Consider the following 13,442-nt stretch of genomic DNA (forward strand, 5'->3'; position numbering starts at 1 on the left):
TCCGACCCCGGCAGCACCGCCGGCTCCGGTCGATACCGCCGCGCCCGCTGCACAGGCGGCCCAGGAGACGGAGGGCTAGGACGATGTTGATTCCCCGCAAAGTCGCACACCGCAAGCAGCACCACCCCGATCGTGGTGGCGCAGCCAAGGGTGGCACCAAAATCGCGTTCGGCGAATTCGGCATCCAGGCGCTCGAGTCCGCCTATGTGACGAACCGGCAGATCGAGTCGGCGCGTATCGCGATGACGCGTCACATCCGCCGTGGTGGCAAGGTCTGGATCAACATCTACCCGGACCGACCGCTGACGAAGAAGCCGGCCGAGACCCGGATGGGTTCCGGCAAGGGCTCACCGGAGTGGTGGATCGCCAACGTCAAGCCCGGACGCATGATGTTCGAGCTCTCGGGTGTGGCCGAGCCGGTCGCGCGGGAGGCGATGCGGCGTGCCATCCACAAGCTTCCGATGAAGTGCCGGTTCGTCACCCGCGAGGGAGGTGCCTGATGGTTACCGCGACCGCGGACGAACTGCGGGCACTGTCCGGGCAGGACCTGGTGGACAAACTCCGCGAGGCCAAGGAGGAGTTGTTCAACCTCCGTTTTCAGGCGGCCACCGGCCAGCTCTCCAACAACCGTCGCCTGCAGGCCGTTCGGCGCGACATCGCGCGCATCTACACGGTGCTTCGGGAGCGTGAGCTCGGTCTCGTCGATGATCCTGATCTGATCGGCACCGGTGTGGTCGGAGTGGTTGACGGCATCGAGCCGTTGCAGACAACGGCGGCAATACAGGCGGAACGGGCGTGAATGGGATGACAACGGACGGCACCCCGACGACAGGCAACCCCCCGGCGGAGGCGGCGGCCAGCGCGCCGACTACTGCGCCGGCCGCTGCGCCGGCCGCGATCGCAGGTCGCGGTTTCCGCAAGGTCCGTGAGGGCCTTGTGGTCAGCGAGAAGATGGCCAAGACAGTGGTCGTCGCGGTGGAGGACCGGGTTCAGCACCCGCTTTACGGCAAGACCATCAGGCGTACCAAGAAAGTCAAGGCACACGACGAGAACAGTACGACCGGCGTCGGTGACCGGGTTCTGCTCATGGAGACCCGGCCGCTGTCAGCGACCAAGCGCTGGCGTGTGGTGGAAGTGCTGGAGAAGGCGAAGTAGCTCGACCAGCCGATCGTGTATGACGGGCCGAAGGCGGCGTGATCATGTTCTGTGCGCCGCGGGAGGTCTTGGAAGGGTCTAGCGAGCCGGCCGCCGGCAGGCGGGCGCAGACGCAGTTCGGGAGCGGGAAGTGATCCAGCAGGAGTCGCGACTTCGGGTCGCCGACAACACGGGTGCCAGGGAACTGCTGTGCATTCGGGTACTCGGCGGTTCGGGGCGTCGTTATGCCGGTATCGGCGACATCATCGTCGGGACCGTGAAGGACGCCCTGCCCGGGGCCGGCGTCAAGCGCGGCGACGTGGTCAAGGCGGTCGTCGTACGCACCACCAAGGAGCGCCGGCGTCCCGACGGCTCCTACATCCGGTTCGACGAGAACGCCGCCGTGCTCATCCGGGACGGTGGCGACCCCCGGGGTACGCGCATCTTCGGCCCGGTTGGCCGGGAGCTGCGTGACAAGAAGTTCATGAAGATTATTTCGCTGGCGCCGGAGGTGCTGTGACCGTGGCCGGAATGAAGATCAGAAAAGGTGACACGGTCCAGATCGTGACCGGTAAGGACCGTGGTCTCAAGGGAAAGGTCATCAAGGCTTTTCCCACTGAGGACAAGGTGCTTGTCGAGGGTGCGAACAGGGTCACCCGACACACCCGGGTGAACACCTCCGCCCGCGGCTCGCAGTCCGGCGGGATCGTGACCCAGGAAGCGCCCATTCACGTCAGCAACGTGATGATTGTGGATCCGTCCGACGGCCGTCCGACCAGGATCGGCTACCGCGTCAACGACGACGGTACGAAGGTGCGGATCTCCCGCCGCACCGGCACCGAGCTGTAGGGATCGAAATGACTACTATCACCGAATCCCGAGTCACCGAACCCCGTCCGTTGCCACGGCTCAAGCTGCGGTATCGCGAGGAGATCGCGTCGGGCCTGCGTGAGCAGTTCCACTACCCGAACGTGATGCAGATTCCGTCCGTGGTCAAGGTCGTGGTCAACATGGGTGTCGGCGACGCCGCCCGGGACGCGAAGCTCATCGACGGCGCGCTGCGGGACCTCACAGCGATCACCGGCCAGAAGCCGGCCGTTCGTCGGGCGAAGAAGTCCATCGCGCAGTTCAAACTGCGGGAGGGCATGCCCATCGGGGCGAAGGTGACCCTGCGTGGTGACCGTATGTGGGAGTTTCTCGACCGGCTCGTCTCGGTAGCCCTCCCGCGTATCCGTGACTTCCGGGGCCTGTCGCCGAAGCAGTTCGATGGTTCCGGTAACTACACCTTCGGCGTGGTCGAACAGTCGATTTTTCACGAGATCGACATAGACCGTATCGACCGGGTCCGCGGCATGGACATCACGGTTGTCACGACCGCCACCAACGACGACGAGGGCCGCGCGCTGCTTCGCGGGCTGGGCTTCCCCTTCAAGGAGAACTGACGGCAAGCGGCGGTGCGCTCGTGTCTCGTCGCACCGCCGCTTGCCAGCGAGAAGGCTACGGCCGAAGGTGGTGCGATTGTGGTTTTTCGCACCACCGGAGGCCAGAGAGAAGGTATGGCAGGCAGATGGCGAAGAAGGCATTGATTGAAAAGGCGAACCGCAAGCCGAAGTTCGGCGTGCGGGGCTACACCCGTTGCCAGCGATGTGGGCGGCCGCGGTCGGTCTACCGGGTGTTCGGCCTGTGCAGGGTATGCCTGCGGCAGATGGCGCACCGTGGAGAGCTTCCCGGGATCACCAAGAGCTCGTGGTAGCGGGAAAGCTCCGCTGCTGACGCATACCACCCACCGGTTCGCGGCAGGCCCCGGTCCGATGTTCCGGGGAACCGCCACGAGGAAGGCTCCAGCCCCATGACGATGACAGATCCGATTGCGGACATGCTGACCCGTGTCCGCAATGCCAACCGCGCATACCACGATCAGGTGGTGATGCCGAATAGCAAGATCAAAACGCATATTGCGGAGATCCTCCAGCAGGAGGGTTACATCGCCGGATGGCACGTTGAGGAGCCGCCGGAAGGCACCGTCGGCGCGTCCCTCGTCGTGGAGCTGAAGTACGGCCCGAACCGGGAACGGTCCATTGCCGGAGTGAAGCGCATCAGTAAGCCGGGCCTGCGGGTCTACGCAAAGTCGACCAACCTGCCCAAGGTGCTGGGCGGCCTCGGCGTGGCGATCATCTCCACGTCATCGGGTCTGCTCACTGACAGGCAGGCCAACAAGCGCAGGGTAGGCGGGGAAGTCCTCGCCTACGTCTGGTAGGGGGTCGCGCGATGTCACGCATTGGACGGCTGCCGATCTCGGTGCCCAGCGGCGTGGATGTCTCCATGGACGGCTCGGCGATCGTTGTCAAGGGCCCTAAGGGGACTCTCAGCCATTCTGTGGTGGAACCGATCACTGTCAGTGCGCAGGACGGTCAACTGCTCGTTACCCGCCCGGACGACGAACGCCGGTCGCGGGCGTTGCACGGTCTGACCCGTTCGCTTGTGGCCAACATGGTCACCGGGGTCACCAGCGGATACTCGAAGGCGCTTGAGATCGTCGGCGTCGGTTACCGCGTTCAGGCCCGCGGCTCGGATCTGGAGTTCGCGCTCGGTTTCAGCCACCCGGTCGCGGTGAAGGCGCCGGAGGGCATCCGGTTCGAGGTGCAGTCGCCGACGCGTTTTGTCGTTCACGGGATCGACAAGCAGCAGGTCGGCGAGGTGGCAGCCAAGATCCGTCGGCTCCGCAAGCCAGACCCGTACAAGGGCAAGGGTGTGCGGTACCAGGGCGAAGTCGTCCGCCGCAAGGTCGGCAAGTCCGGGAAGTAGGGGAACGGATCATGGCTGTCAGTGTCAGCGCCCAGCGGCGTTCGGCGAAGCTTCGCCGGCACGTGCGGATTCGCAAGAAGATCGCGGGTACACCCGCCCGCCCGCGGCTCGTGGTCACGCGCTCGGCTCGTCACATCTATGCCCAGGTCATCGACGACAGCGCCGGCCACACCCTCGTGTCAGCGTCCACGCTGGACGTGTCGCTGCGTGCCACGGACGGCGACAAGACCGCACAGGCGAAGGCCGTCGGGCAACTCGTCGCCGAGCGTGCCCGGCAAGCGGGAATTGCCGCGGTGGTGTTCGATCGTGGTGGTCGGACCTACCACGGCCGGATAGCCGCGCTCGCGGACGCCGCCAGGGAAGGCGGGCTGGAGTTCTGATGCCCCGCCGTTGGACGCGCGGAAACTCAACGAACAGGGAAACGAACAGGGAGATGTACTGATGCCAGGCCAGCAGCGCCGCGGAGGCGGCTCCGGCGGCTCTGACCGTCGGGAACGCCGCGACCGCCAGGGCGGCGGTCCGGCGCAGGACAAGAACGCCTACATCGAGCGTGTTGTCGCCATCAACCGGGTGGCGAAGGTGGTCAAGGGCGGTCGGCGGTTCAGCTTCACCGCCCTCGTTATCGTCGGTGATGCGGACGGTACTGTGGGTGTAGGTTACGGCAAGGCCAAGGAGGTGCCGGCCGCCATCGCCAAGGGCGTTGAGGAGGCCAAGAAGCACTTCTTCAAGGTGCCGCGGATAGGCTCCACGATCCCGCACCCGATCCAGGGTGAGGCCGCGGCCGGAGTCGTGCTGCTCAAGCCGGCCTCGCCCGGTACCGGCGTCATCGCAGGTGGCCCGGTACGCGCGGTGTTGGAGTGCGCGGGCGTTCACGACGTCCTGTCGAAGTCGCTGGGCTCGTCGAATCCGATCAACATCGTGCATGCCACCGTCGCGGCACTGCGGGGTCTCATGCGTCCCGAGGAGATCGCGGCACGCCGCGGACTGCCGATCGAGGACGTTGCGCCGCCGGCGATGTTGCGGGCCCGGGCGGCCGGGGTCGGTGCGTGATGGCACGCTTGAAGATCACCCAGATCCGCTCCGACATCGGCGGGACGCGAAACCAGCGCGAGACCCTGCGGACCCTCGGACTTCGTCGAATCAGAGCCACTACTGTCCGCGATGACCGCCCGGAAGTGCGCGGGATGATCGCAACTGTGACCCATCTCGTCACGGTCGAGGAGGTGGATGAATGAGCAACCTGACCAAGACATCCGAGGTGGAGACGGCGGATGCCGCCCGCGGCCGCGGCCTCAAGGTCCACCACCTCAAGCCCGCACCGGGCGCACACAAGGCCAAGATGCGCGTCGGCCGGGGCGAGGGCTCCAAGGGTAAGACCGCCGGTCGCGGTACGAAGGGGTCGAAGGCGCGCAAGCAGGTCCCGGCCCGCTTCGAGGGCGGCCAGATGCCGCTGCACATGCGCGTGCCCAAGCTCAAGGGGTTCAGGAACCGGTTCCGCAAGGAATACCAGGTTGTCAATGTCGCCACTCTCGCCGAGCTGTTCCCGGCGGGCGGCGAGATCGGCGTGGACGACCTGGTGGGTGCTGGTGCGGTGCGCCGCAACACTCTCGTGAAGGTCCTGGGTGACGGGGAGATCGGCGTGGCGCTGAATGTGAGCGCCCACGCGTTCTCCAGCAGCGCCCGGGAGAAGATCATCGCTGTCGGCGGCAGCGTCGTCGTGCTCTAATGCCCCGCTGGTGCCCACCAGGAGGCTGTGCGACGCAGAGGGCGGCGCCGGGCGGTTTTCCCGTCCGGCGCTCGGGGAGACGCATGATTGTCTCGCCTCCGGTTGCGTCCGACCCGCAATCTTTGTAACGATAAGCCAGATCTGTTCTGAATGCTCCGAAATGCCATGCGCCACCACTCGCTGGCCCTGATGTCTGTGCCGCTGCTGCCACCGACGTTGATGTCACCGATGTCGCCGCCACTGATCCCGGAGGCGACCGACGGTTGCTGCGGCTCCGGGATCGGTCGTGATGCCGGCGCGCTGGATGCTGTCGCCGGCCCATGTCGGGACGAGTGGACCGTCTCTACTGTTACAGTCGGCACACCGTGCACCGCCGGTCCTATGTTCGGTCGGGACAGTCGACGACCGAGTGCGTTTGCCGTGACGATCAGCAGGAGGAGTCGTGCTCACCGCCTTCACGCGGGCCTTCCGCACGCCTGACCTGCGTAAGAAGCTGCTCTTTACGTTCGGGATCATCGTTCTGTTCCGGGTGGGCAGCGTGCTGCCATCTCCGGGGATCTCAACCAGTGCGATCAACCAGTGCCTGTCCTCCGCGAGCGCCGACAGCCGCAACGTCTACTCGTTGATCAATCTTTTCAGCGGGGGCGCTCTTCTTCAGCTTTCCATTTTCGCGCTGGGGATCATGCCGTACATCACGGCGAGCATCATCATCCAGCTGCTGGTCGTGGTCATTCCGCGTCTCGAACAGCTGAAGAAGGAAGGCACGTCCGGCGAGCAGAAGCTCACGCAGTACACCCGTTATCTGACTATTTCCCTGGGGGTGCTGCAGGCGACCGGCATCGTCGCGCTCGCCCGCAGCGGTAACCTCTTCCCCGGCTGCTCCACGCCGATCATCCCGGACACCAGCCTGTTCCGCATTGCGGTCATCGTCATCACCATGACCGCGGGCACCGCTGTCATCATGTGGCTCGGCGAATTGATCACAGGTCGTGGCGTCGGCAACGGAATGTCCCTGTTGATTTTCACGTCGATCGCGGCCGCACTGCCGTCGCAGGGGACCCGGATTCTCCAGGTTGCCGGCGGTGTCGTCTTCACCCTGATCTGCCTGTTGGGTCTGGCGATCGTGGTGTTCGTGGTGTTCGTCGAGCAATCACAGCGCCGGATCCCGGTGCAGTACGCGAAGCGGCTGATCGGCCGCAGGATGTACGGCGGTACCTCGACCTACCTGCCGATCAAGGTCAATCAGGCCGGTGTCATACCCGTGATCTTCGCGTCGTCCCTGCTCCAGCTTCCACAGCTACTCGGTCAGGTCTGGGACAACAGGACTTTCCAGGATTTTGAACAGCGTTACCTGGCTCGGGGTGATCATCCACTTTATCTGATCATTTATGCTGGTTTGATCATTTTCTTCACCTACTTCTACGTGGCCATCACTTTCAACCCGACCGAGGTGGCGGACAACATGAAGAAGTACGGCGGTTTCATCCCTGGCATTCGGCCTGGCCGCCCGACCGCGGAGTACCTCGATCGGGTCCTGTCCAGGATCACGCTCCCGGGTTCGCTCTTCCTCGGCGTCATCACGGTCCTGCCGCTGGCGCTGCTGAACCTCACCAAGCAGCAACCGTTCCCGTTCGCCGGCACCTCGGTGCTGATCATTGTGGGGGTGGGGCTGGAGACCGTCAAACAGATCGAAAGCCAGCTCATGCTCCGCAACTACGAAGGTTTCCTGCGGTAGTGCGCCTCGTACTGGTCGGACCGCCGGGTGCGGGCAAGGGCACCCAGGCCGCGTTCATCGCCCAGGCGCGGTCGATTCCCAAGATCTCAACGGGAGACATCTTTCGGGCGAACGTCCGAGAGGGCACTGACCTCGGTGTGCTCGCGAAGCGGTACATGGATGCGGGTGATCTCGTTCCGGACGAGATCACCATCGGGATGGTCCGTAATCGACTCGCCGAGGAGGACGCTGCCAAGGGCTTCCTGCTTGATGGGTTCCCGCGCAACGTGCCTCAGGCTGAAGTCCTGGGGCAACTGCTCGAGGGAATGGGCACGCGCCTGGATGTCGTCCTGGAACTCGTCGTCGACGACGATGAGGTGGTGCGGCGGCTGTCCGGGCGGCGGACGTGCCGCAACTGTGGGCACATCTGGCACGTGGACTTCGATCCACCCGCGGTGGAGGGTGTCTGCGATCGCTGCGGCGGTGAGCTCTTCCAGCGTGACGACGACCGCTCCGAGACGGTACGCCACCGGCTGGAGGTGTACGCCGAGCAGACCTCACCCCTGGTTGCCTACTACGCAGCGAAGGGTCTGCTGATCGGTCTCGATGCCACCGGCCCGGTGGACAACGTCACCGATCGTGCGTTGGACGCTCTGCGTCACTATGCAAGCTAGGATGCCGCTGAATCACGGCGTTCGATTCGCGAGCGGGCCGTCCGCGCCCGTAGGCGGCGCCGTGCCGTTTCGGCAGGCAGACTTGGGCGAGCAGTCCTGACCGGGACCGCGGTTTCGGGTCACCCGGCCGAAGGTGGTGCGATCATGAACTGGTTGCACCATCGGGGCCGCAGGGGACACACGGCTACAGGGTTATCAGTAGTGGCCGAAGGAAGTGCGATCATGGGTTTGTCGCACAGCCGGAGGCCTCGAACAGACCAGGGATACGGACCGGGGCGACGAGCGTGGCGCGACGAGAGCATGTCCAGATCAAGACCGATGGTGAGATCGCTAAGATGCGGGTGGCGGGACTCGTCGTCGCGCGCACCTTGGCGAAGCTGCGGGCGGCCGTCGAACCGGGCGTCAGCACCGCTGATCTCGATGCCGTCGCCGAGAAGGCCATCCGCGACGAGGGTGCCATCCCATCCTTCAAGGGCTACCAGGGCTTTCCTGCGACGATCTGCACGTCGGTCAACAACGAGGTTGTGCACGCCATCCCCCGGCGCAAGCGTGTGCTGCGTGAAGGAGATCTCATCTCGATCGACTGCGGCGCGATCGTGAACGGCTGGCACGGTGATGCCGCGATCACGGTGCCGGTCGGAGTGGTTGGCCAGGACCTCCTCGACATGACCGAGGCGTGCGACCAGGCCCTGTGGCGAGGTCTCGCGGCCGCGCAGCTCGGGGGCAAACTCACCGACATCTCGGCGGCGGTGGAGCGTTACGTCCGTCCACTCGGGTACGGCATCGTGGACCACTACGGCGGGCACGGGATCGGCACCGAGATGCACCAGCCACCCCACGTCCTCAACCACGGGCGGCCGGGCCGCGGCATCCGCTTGGTCGAAGGGGTGGCGCTGGCGATCGAACCGATGATCACGCTTGGTAGACCGGACACAGCGGTGCTCGACGACGACTGGACGGTGGTCACCACCGACGGCTCGTTCGCCGCCCACACGGAACACACCGTCGCCATCACCTCGCGGGGGCCCTGGGTGCTGACCGCACTCGACGGCGGCGCCGCGAAGTTCGCTGAGCTCGGTGTGGCCTGCGGCCAGCCGGCCCAGAGCTCCGCTGCTTGATCACAGCCCCGCACGGCGTTCGATCTTTCTATTCGGTCGTGTGGCGGAGCCAGGTTGGCTCTTGACGGATGGGCAACGTACACTTAGGAGCCGACGGTTTAGTCGGGCGTTGACGTTCGTCTGTGTCCACCGTCGGACACCCGAGGGTAGGACAGCGGAGGACATGCCGAAGAAGGACGGGGCCATCGAGATCGAAGGCCGAGTTGTGGAGCCACTCCCGAACGCGATGTTCCGGGTCGAGCTTCAGAACGGTCATCGCGTTCTCGCCCACATCAGTGGCAAGATGCGTCAGCACTACATCCGAATCCTTCCGGAGGACCGGGTGGTCGTCGAGCTGTCCCCGTACGACCTGTCCCGGGGTCGGATCGTCTACCGCTACAAGTAAGCTCGCTTGGCCGACGGCGATGTGGTCTTTGATCGGATCGCTCGCCGGAGGCCGGGGATTCCCAGCCACCCGCACGCGCGCCCCAGCGGCTGCGCAAGGAGGTTCGTGCAGCCGTGAAGGTCAAGCCAAGCGTCAAGAAGATGTGCGACAAGTGCAAAGTGATCCGTCGCCATGGCCGCGTAATGGTCATCTGTGACAATCTGCGCCACAAGCAGCGTCAGGGCTGACGGCTCGGCCCGACTGCTCGGCCCGGCGGCCGAAAGCGATGCTTCCCGGCCACGGGGTGCTTGGACAGGCTCGTCAAAGCGTCACCGTGCCGTGTCAGACGGCACTCACCCCCGGTCGGAGGCCGGGGCCCGGTTCGGCGGACAGCGCGCCGTGACGGGGTGGGGACGCTCAAGACCTCCGGTACAGGAAGGAAATACCTGGTATGGCACGCCTGTCAGGCGTAGACCTCCCGCGGGAGAAGCGGATCGAGGTCGGTCTCACCTACATCTTCGGGATCGGCCGGACCCGCTCACTGGAGACCCTCGCCGCCACCGGGGTCAACCCGGACACACGCGTTCGCGACCTCTCCGAGGAAGAGATCGTCAAACTCCGGGAGTGGATCGACACGCACTACCGGGTCGAGGGTGACCTGCACCGAGAGGTACGCCAGGACATCCGGCGGAAGATGGAAATCGGTTGCTACCAGGGCTTGCGGCACCGGCGGAACCTTCCCGTCCACGGGCAGCGGACCCACACCAACGCGCGTACCCGCAAGGGTCCACGCCGTGCCATCGCAGGCAAGAAGAAGGCCGGTAAGAAGTAGTAGTCAGCGACTTTCGGTCGGTGTGACCACTGTTGGTCATCACCGCCGGGCACTGACCGACGACCTCGCAAACGGAGACCACGAGCACATATGCCGCCAAAGACGCGTGCCGCCGGGATCAAGAAGGTCCGGCGCAAGGAAAAGAAGAACGTCGCGCACGGCCACGCCCACATCAAGAGCACCTTCAACAACACGATCGTGTCGATCACGGACCCCAGCGGAAATGTGATCTCCTGGGCGAGCGCCGGGCACGTCGGGTTCAAGGGCTCCCGTAAGTCGACGCCGTTCGCCGCGCAGATGGCGGCGGAGAACGCCGCTCGCAAGGCGCAGGAGCACGGGATGCGCAAGGTGGACGTCTTCGTCAAGGGCCCGGGGTCGGGCCGGGAGACGGCGATCCGCTCCCTGCAGGCGGCCGGCCTTGAGGTCGGTGCCATCCAGGACGTGACCCCGACGCCTCACAACGGTTGTCGGCCGCCCAAACGACGTAGGGTCTGACCCGGTACATCAGGGCCCGCGGTGGCGCGAGGAATGCCTCGGTCGCGCTACCTCTGGCGGAGTTCGCGCCGGCAACACCAGGGCTGAGTGGTCACTGGGTGATCACTCAAGGCCTCCGGTGGCGCGACGAAACACACGATCGCGCCATCTCTGGCCGAAAAGGAGAGAAGGACACGCATGGCCCGCTATACCGGCGCGGACTGCAAGCGCTGCCGCCGTGAGAAGACGAAGCTGTTCCTGAAGGGCAGCAAGTGCGAGTCACCCAAGTGCCCGATCGAGATCCGGCCGTATCCTCCGGGTGAGCACGGCCGCGGCCGCACCAAGGACTCCGAGTACCTGCTGCAGAAGCGTGAGAAGCAGAAGTGCGCGCGCATCTACGGGATACTTGAGAAGCAGTTCCGCGGCTACTACGACGAGGCGAACCGCCGAACCGGCAAGACCGGCGACGAGCTGCTGAAGATCCTCGAATCGAGGCTCGACAACGTCGTCTACCGGGCTGGCTTCGCACCGTCGCGTGACGCTGCCCGTCAGGCTGTGCGGCACGGGCATGTCGTGGTCAACGGTGGGAAGGTCGACATCCCGAGCTACCGGGTCAGCGAGAACGACATCGTCGAGATCGCGCCCAAGGCACGTGAGCTGACCCCCTTCATCATCGCGCGCGAGACGGCGGGCCAGCGCACTGTTCCGGCCTGGCTGGAGGTCATCCCGACCCAGCTGCGGGTGCTGGTTCACTCGCTGCCTGCTCGCCAGGTGATCGATACACAGGTCCAGGAGCAGCTGATCGTCGAGCTGTACTCCAAGTAGCGTAGACTTCAGCTTTTCGTTCGACGTGGGTGGGGTGGACGGAGACCTCGCCCGCGGGCTCCGTTCGGAGCCGAGGTCACGGCGTCATATGGCGGTCGCCGTGTTTGGAAGGATGTAACGATGCTCATCGCACAGCGCCCGACGCTGGCCGAGGAATCGATCTCCGAGTTCCGCTCGCGGTTTGTCATCGAGCCGCTTGAGCCCGGGTTCGGCTACACCCTCGGTAACTCCCTTCGCCGCACCCTGCTGTCCTCGATTCCCGGTGCGGCGGTGACCAGTATCCGCATCGACGGGGTACTGCACGAGTTCTCCACGGTCCCAGGGGTCAAAGAGGACGTCACCGACCTGATCCTGAACCTGAAGGAACTGGTCGTGAGTTCCGAGAACGACGACCCGACCGTGATGTACCTGCGCAAGCAGGGCCCAGGCGTGGTCACGGCGGCGGACATCGCGCCGCCGGCCGGCGTCGAGGTGCACAGCCTGGACCTCGTGCTGGCGACTCTCAACGAAAAGGGCAAGCTCGAGATCGAGCTGACCGTCGAGCGGGGGCGTGGCTATGTCAGCGCCACCCAGAACAAGCAGGCGGGCCAGGAGATCGGCCGGATCCCGGTCGACTCGATCTATTCTCCGGTTCTCAAGGTCACCTACAAGGTCGAGGCGACCCGGGTCGAGCAGCGGACCGACTTCGACCGGCTGATCGTGGACGTCGAGACCAAGCAGTCGATTTCTCCGCGGGATGCGATGGCCAGCGCAGGCAAGACCCTCGTCGGTCTGTTCGGTCTCGCGCAGGAACTGAACGCCGAGGCGGAGGGTGTCGACATCGGTCCTTCCGCGGCGGACGCCGCACTTGCCGCGGATCTGGCGCTGCCGATCGAGGAGATGGATCTGACCGTCCGCTCCTACAACTGCCTCAAGCGCGAGGGCATTCACACGATCGGTGAGCTGGTGTCCCGCAGCGAGGCGGACCTGCTCGACATCCGCAACTTCGGCCAGAAGTCGATCGACGAAGTCAAGACCAAGCTTGCTGGGATGGGTCTGCAGCTCAAGGATTCCCCGCCGGGATTCGACCCGCGACAGGCAGTGGACACCTACGGTACCGACACTTACCACGCTCCGTTCAGCGATCCGACCGACGATGGTGCGGAGTTCGTCGAGACCGAGCAGTACTAGACACAACGGCACCTGTGGCGCCCGTAACACGCTGACGGACAGCGAAAGGAACGAGGAGCACTGTCATGCCCACGCCTTCCAAGGGCCCCCGGCTCGGCGGCAGTCCCGCACATGAGCGGCTGATGCTGGCCAACCTCGCCACCGCGCTGTTCGAGCACGGCGGTATCACCACGACGGAGACCAAGGCCAAGCGCCTGCGCCCGTACGCCGAGCGGCTGGTGACCTTTGCCAAGCGCGGCGATCTGGATTCGCGGCGCCGCGTGCTGCGGGTGGTCCGGGACAAGTCCGTCGTGCACGTTCTGTTCACCGAGATCGGCCCGCGCTATGCCGACCGCGACGGCGGTTACACCCGCATCGTGAAGCTAGGGCCCCGCAAGGGCGACAACGCCCCGCTGGCGCGCATCGAGCTCGTCGAGGCCATAACGGTCGCACAGGCGGCGGTGAGCGAGGCCGAGCGGGCGCGTGGCAGCCGCTTCATCTCCCGGCGGCGGCCGACTGGTGCGACCGCGGAAGCCGCTGCGGATCTCGCGAAGGAGTCGCCGACCGCGGCCGCTGTGGCGGCGGAGGTCGCCGCAGGTGTGACCGACGCCGAGCAGACACCGGCCG

Annotated in this window: 23 protein-coding genes; all 23 read left to right on the forward strand. The window is 65.4% G+C overall.

All coding sequences use genetic code 11. The features are described from left to right. The first annotated feature begins 83 nt into the window (after positions 1-83). On the forward strand, positions 84-500 hold the full coding sequence (rplP, locus tag U9978_RS03065) for a 50S ribosomal protein L16 (protein WP_322747161.1): 417 nt from the start codon (positions 84-86) through the stop codon (positions 498-500). Then, a complete protein-coding gene (gene rpmC / locus U9978_RS03070) occupies positions 500-799 on the forward strand; it encodes a 50S ribosomal protein L29 (protein WP_322759490.1) in 300 nt (99 codons plus the stop codon). Before rplP ends, rpmC begins: the two co-directional genes overlap by 1 nt. 5 nt (positions 800-804) lie before the next feature. After that, entirely contained in the window at positions 805-1,155 is a 351-nt protein-coding gene (rpsQ, locus tag U9978_RS03075; RefSeq protein WP_322759491.1) for a 30S ribosomal protein S17, read from the forward strand. 130 nt (positions 1,156-1,285) lie between these two features. After that, positions 1,286-1,654 (forward strand): 50S ribosomal protein L14, encoded by a 369-nt coding sequence (rplN, locus tag U9978_RS03080; RefSeq protein WP_131748536.1) that lies wholly within the window; start codon positions 1,286-1,288, stop codon positions 1,652-1,654. Positions 1,655-1,665: 11 nt separating this feature from the next. Then, the gene (gene rplX, locus U9978_RS03085) at positions 1,666-1,983 is read left to right on the forward strand and encodes a 50S ribosomal protein L24 (protein ID WP_322759600.1); all 318 of its coding nucleotides are present in this window, start codon (positions 1,666-1,668) and stop codon (positions 1,981-1,983) included. An 8-nt stretch (positions 1,984-1,991) separates the two neighbouring features. Beyond that, positions 1,992-2,576, forward strand: a complete 585-nt coding sequence (rplE, locus tag U9978_RS03090) for a 50S ribosomal protein L5 (RefSeq protein WP_322759492.1) — start codon at positions 1,992-1,994, stop codon at positions 2,574-2,576. Between the two features lie 125 nt (positions 2,577-2,701). Continuing rightward, complete coding sequence (locus U9978_RS03095) at positions 2,702-2,887, forward strand: type Z 30S ribosomal protein S14 (protein WP_322759493.1); 186 nt, start codon at positions 2,702-2,704, stop codon at positions 2,885-2,887. 96 nt (positions 2,888-2,983) lie between these two features. Next, positions 2,984-3,391, forward strand: coding sequence for a 30S ribosomal protein S8 (gene rpsH / locus U9978_RS03100; RefSeq protein WP_322759494.1), 408 nt, complete (start codon positions 2,984-2,986; stop codon positions 3,389-3,391). A gap of 11 nt (positions 3,392-3,402) precedes the next feature. Further along, positions 3,403-3,939, forward strand: a complete 537-nt coding sequence (rplF, locus tag U9978_RS03105) for a 50S ribosomal protein L6 (RefSeq protein ID WP_322747167.1) — start codon at positions 3,403-3,405, stop codon at positions 3,937-3,939. 11 nt (positions 3,940-3,950) lie between these two features. After that, positions 3,951-4,319: a 50S ribosomal protein L18 gene (gene rplR, locus U9978_RS03110; RefSeq protein ID WP_322747168.1), complete on the forward strand. Its 369-nt coding sequence runs from the start codon at positions 3,951-3,953 to the stop codon at positions 4,317-4,319. 61 nt (positions 4,320-4,380) lie between these two features. Next, on the forward strand, positions 4,381-4,989 hold the full coding sequence (gene rpsE / locus U9978_RS03115) for a 30S ribosomal protein S5 (RefSeq protein WP_322753597.1): 609 nt from the start codon (positions 4,381-4,383) through the stop codon (positions 4,987-4,989). Continuing rightward, positions 4,989-5,174, forward strand: a complete 186-nt coding sequence (gene rpmD / locus U9978_RS03120; protein WP_322753607.1) for a 50S ribosomal protein L30 — start codon at positions 4,989-4,991, stop codon at positions 5,172-5,174. Before rpsE ends, rpmD begins: the two co-directional genes overlap by 1 nt. Further along, positions 5,171-5,665, forward strand: a complete 495-nt coding sequence (gene rplO / locus U9978_RS03125) for a 50S ribosomal protein L15 (RefSeq protein ID WP_322759495.1) — start codon at positions 5,171-5,173, stop codon at positions 5,663-5,665. Before rpmD ends, rplO begins: the two co-directional genes overlap by 4 nt. A gap of 442 nt (positions 5,666-6,107) precedes the next feature. Next, entirely contained in the window at positions 6,108-7,400 is a 1,293-nt protein-coding gene (secY, locus tag U9978_RS03130; RefSeq protein WP_322759496.1) for a preprotein translocase subunit SecY, read from the forward strand. Next, positions 7,400-8,053, forward strand: a complete 654-nt coding sequence (locus tag U9978_RS03135) for an adenylate kinase (RefSeq protein WP_322759497.1) — start codon at positions 7,400-7,402, stop codon at positions 8,051-8,053. Before secY ends, U9978_RS03135 begins: the two co-directional genes overlap by 1 nt. A 284-nt stretch (positions 8,054-8,337) precedes the next feature. Further along, complete coding sequence (map, locus tag U9978_RS03140) at positions 8,338-9,171, forward strand: type I methionyl aminopeptidase (protein ID WP_322759498.1); 834 nt, start codon at positions 8,338-8,340, stop codon at positions 9,169-9,171. Positions 9,172-9,334: 163 nt separating this feature from the next. Next, on the forward strand, positions 9,335-9,556 hold the full coding sequence (gene infA, locus U9978_RS03145; RefSeq protein ID WP_006541558.1) for a translation initiation factor IF-1: 222 nt from the start codon (positions 9,335-9,337) through the stop codon (positions 9,554-9,556). Positions 9,557-9,669: 113 nt separating this feature from the next. After that, complete coding sequence (rpmJ, locus tag U9978_RS03150; protein ID WP_251745497.1) at positions 9,670-9,783, forward strand: 50S ribosomal protein L36; 114 nt, start codon at positions 9,670-9,672, stop codon at positions 9,781-9,783. A gap of 203 nt (positions 9,784-9,986) precedes the next feature. Beyond that, complete coding sequence (gene rpsM / locus U9978_RS03155; protein WP_322759499.1) at positions 9,987-10,367, forward strand: 30S ribosomal protein S13; 381 nt, start codon at positions 9,987-9,989, stop codon at positions 10,365-10,367. Positions 10,368-10,457: 90 nt separating this feature from the next. Continuing rightward, entirely contained in the window at positions 10,458-10,862 is a 405-nt protein-coding gene (gene rpsK, locus U9978_RS03160; protein ID WP_013875088.1) for a 30S ribosomal protein S11, read from the forward strand. Between the two features lie 177 nt (positions 10,863-11,039). Then, entirely contained in the window at positions 11,040-11,666 is a 627-nt protein-coding gene (rpsD, locus tag U9978_RS03165; RefSeq protein WP_322759500.1) for a 30S ribosomal protein S4, read from the forward strand. A 120-nt stretch (positions 11,667-11,786) separates the two neighbouring features. Continuing rightward, complete coding sequence (locus U9978_RS03170; protein WP_322759501.1) at positions 11,787-12,836, forward strand: DNA-directed RNA polymerase subunit alpha; 1,050 nt, start codon at positions 11,787-11,789, stop codon at positions 12,834-12,836. A gap of 65 nt (positions 12,837-12,901) precedes the next feature. Further along, the coding region (rplQ, locus tag U9978_RS03175) for a 50S ribosomal protein L17 (protein ID WP_322759502.1) at positions 12,902-13,442 on the forward strand (541 nt) is incomplete at its 3' end.

The sequence above is a fragment of the Protofrankia sp. Cr2 genome (assembly GCF_963555885.1).
In the GTDB taxonomy this organism is placed as follows: domain Bacteria; phylum Actinomycetota; class Actinomycetes; order Frankiales; family Frankiaceae; genus Protofrankia.

Bases quoted from the DNA above. Each gene is read 5' to 3' on its own strand.
- rplP (WP_322747161.1), top strand. From the start codon at position 84: ATGTTGATTCCCCGCAAAGTCGCACACCGCAAGCAGCACCACCCCGAT.
- rpmC (WP_322759490.1), top strand. From the start codon at position 500: ATGGTTACCGCGACCGCGGACGAACTGCGGGCACTGTCCGGGCAGGAC.
- rpsQ (WP_322759491.1), top strand. From the start codon at position 805: ATGACAACGGACGGCACCCCGACGACAGGCAACCCCCCGGCGGAGGCG.
- rplX (WP_322759600.1), top strand. From the start codon at position 1,666: ATGAAGATCAGAAAAGGTGACACGGTCCAGATCGTGACCGGTAAGGAC.
- rplE (WP_322759492.1), top strand. From the start codon at position 1,992: ATGACTACTATCACCGAATCCCGAGTCACCGAACCCCGTCCGTTGCCA.
- U9978_RS03095 (WP_322759493.1), top strand. From the start codon at position 2,702: ATGGCGAAGAAGGCATTGATTGAAAAGGCGAACCGCAAGCCGAAGTTC.
- rpsH (WP_322759494.1), top strand. From the start codon at position 2,984: ATGACGATGACAGATCCGATTGCGGACATGCTGACCCGTGTCCGCAAT.
- rplF (WP_322747167.1), top strand. From the start codon at position 3,403: ATGTCACGCATTGGACGGCTGCCGATCTCGGTGCCCAGCGGCGTGGAT.
- rplR (WP_322747168.1), top strand. From the start codon at position 3,951: ATGGCTGTCAGTGTCAGCGCCCAGCGGCGTTCGGCGAAGCTTCGCCGG.
- rpsE (WP_322753597.1), top strand. From the start codon at position 4,381: ATGCCAGGCCAGCAGCGCCGCGGAGGCGGCTCCGGCGGCTCTGACCGT.
- rpmD (WP_322753607.1), top strand. From the start codon at position 4,989: ATGGCACGCTTGAAGATCACCCAGATCCGCTCCGACATCGGCGGGACG.
- rplO (WP_322759495.1), top strand. From the start codon at position 5,171: ATGAGCAACCTGACCAAGACATCCGAGGTGGAGACGGCGGATGCCGCC.
- infA (WP_006541558.1), top strand. From the start codon at position 9,335: ATGCCGAAGAAGGACGGGGCCATCGAGATCGAAGGCCGAGTTGTGGAG.
- rpsM (WP_322759499.1), top strand. From the start codon at position 9,987: ATGGCACGCCTGTCAGGCGTAGACCTCCCGCGGGAGAAGCGGATCGAG.
- rpsK (WP_013875088.1), top strand. From the start codon at position 10,458: ATGCCGCCAAAGACGCGTGCCGCCGGGATCAAGAAGGTCCGGCGCAAG.
- rpsD (WP_322759500.1), top strand. From the start codon at position 11,040: ATGGCCCGCTATACCGGCGCGGACTGCAAGCGCTGCCGCCGTGAGAAG.
- U9978_RS03170 (WP_322759501.1), top strand. From the start codon at position 11,787: ATGCTCATCGCACAGCGCCCGACGCTGGCCGAGGAATCGATCTCCGAG.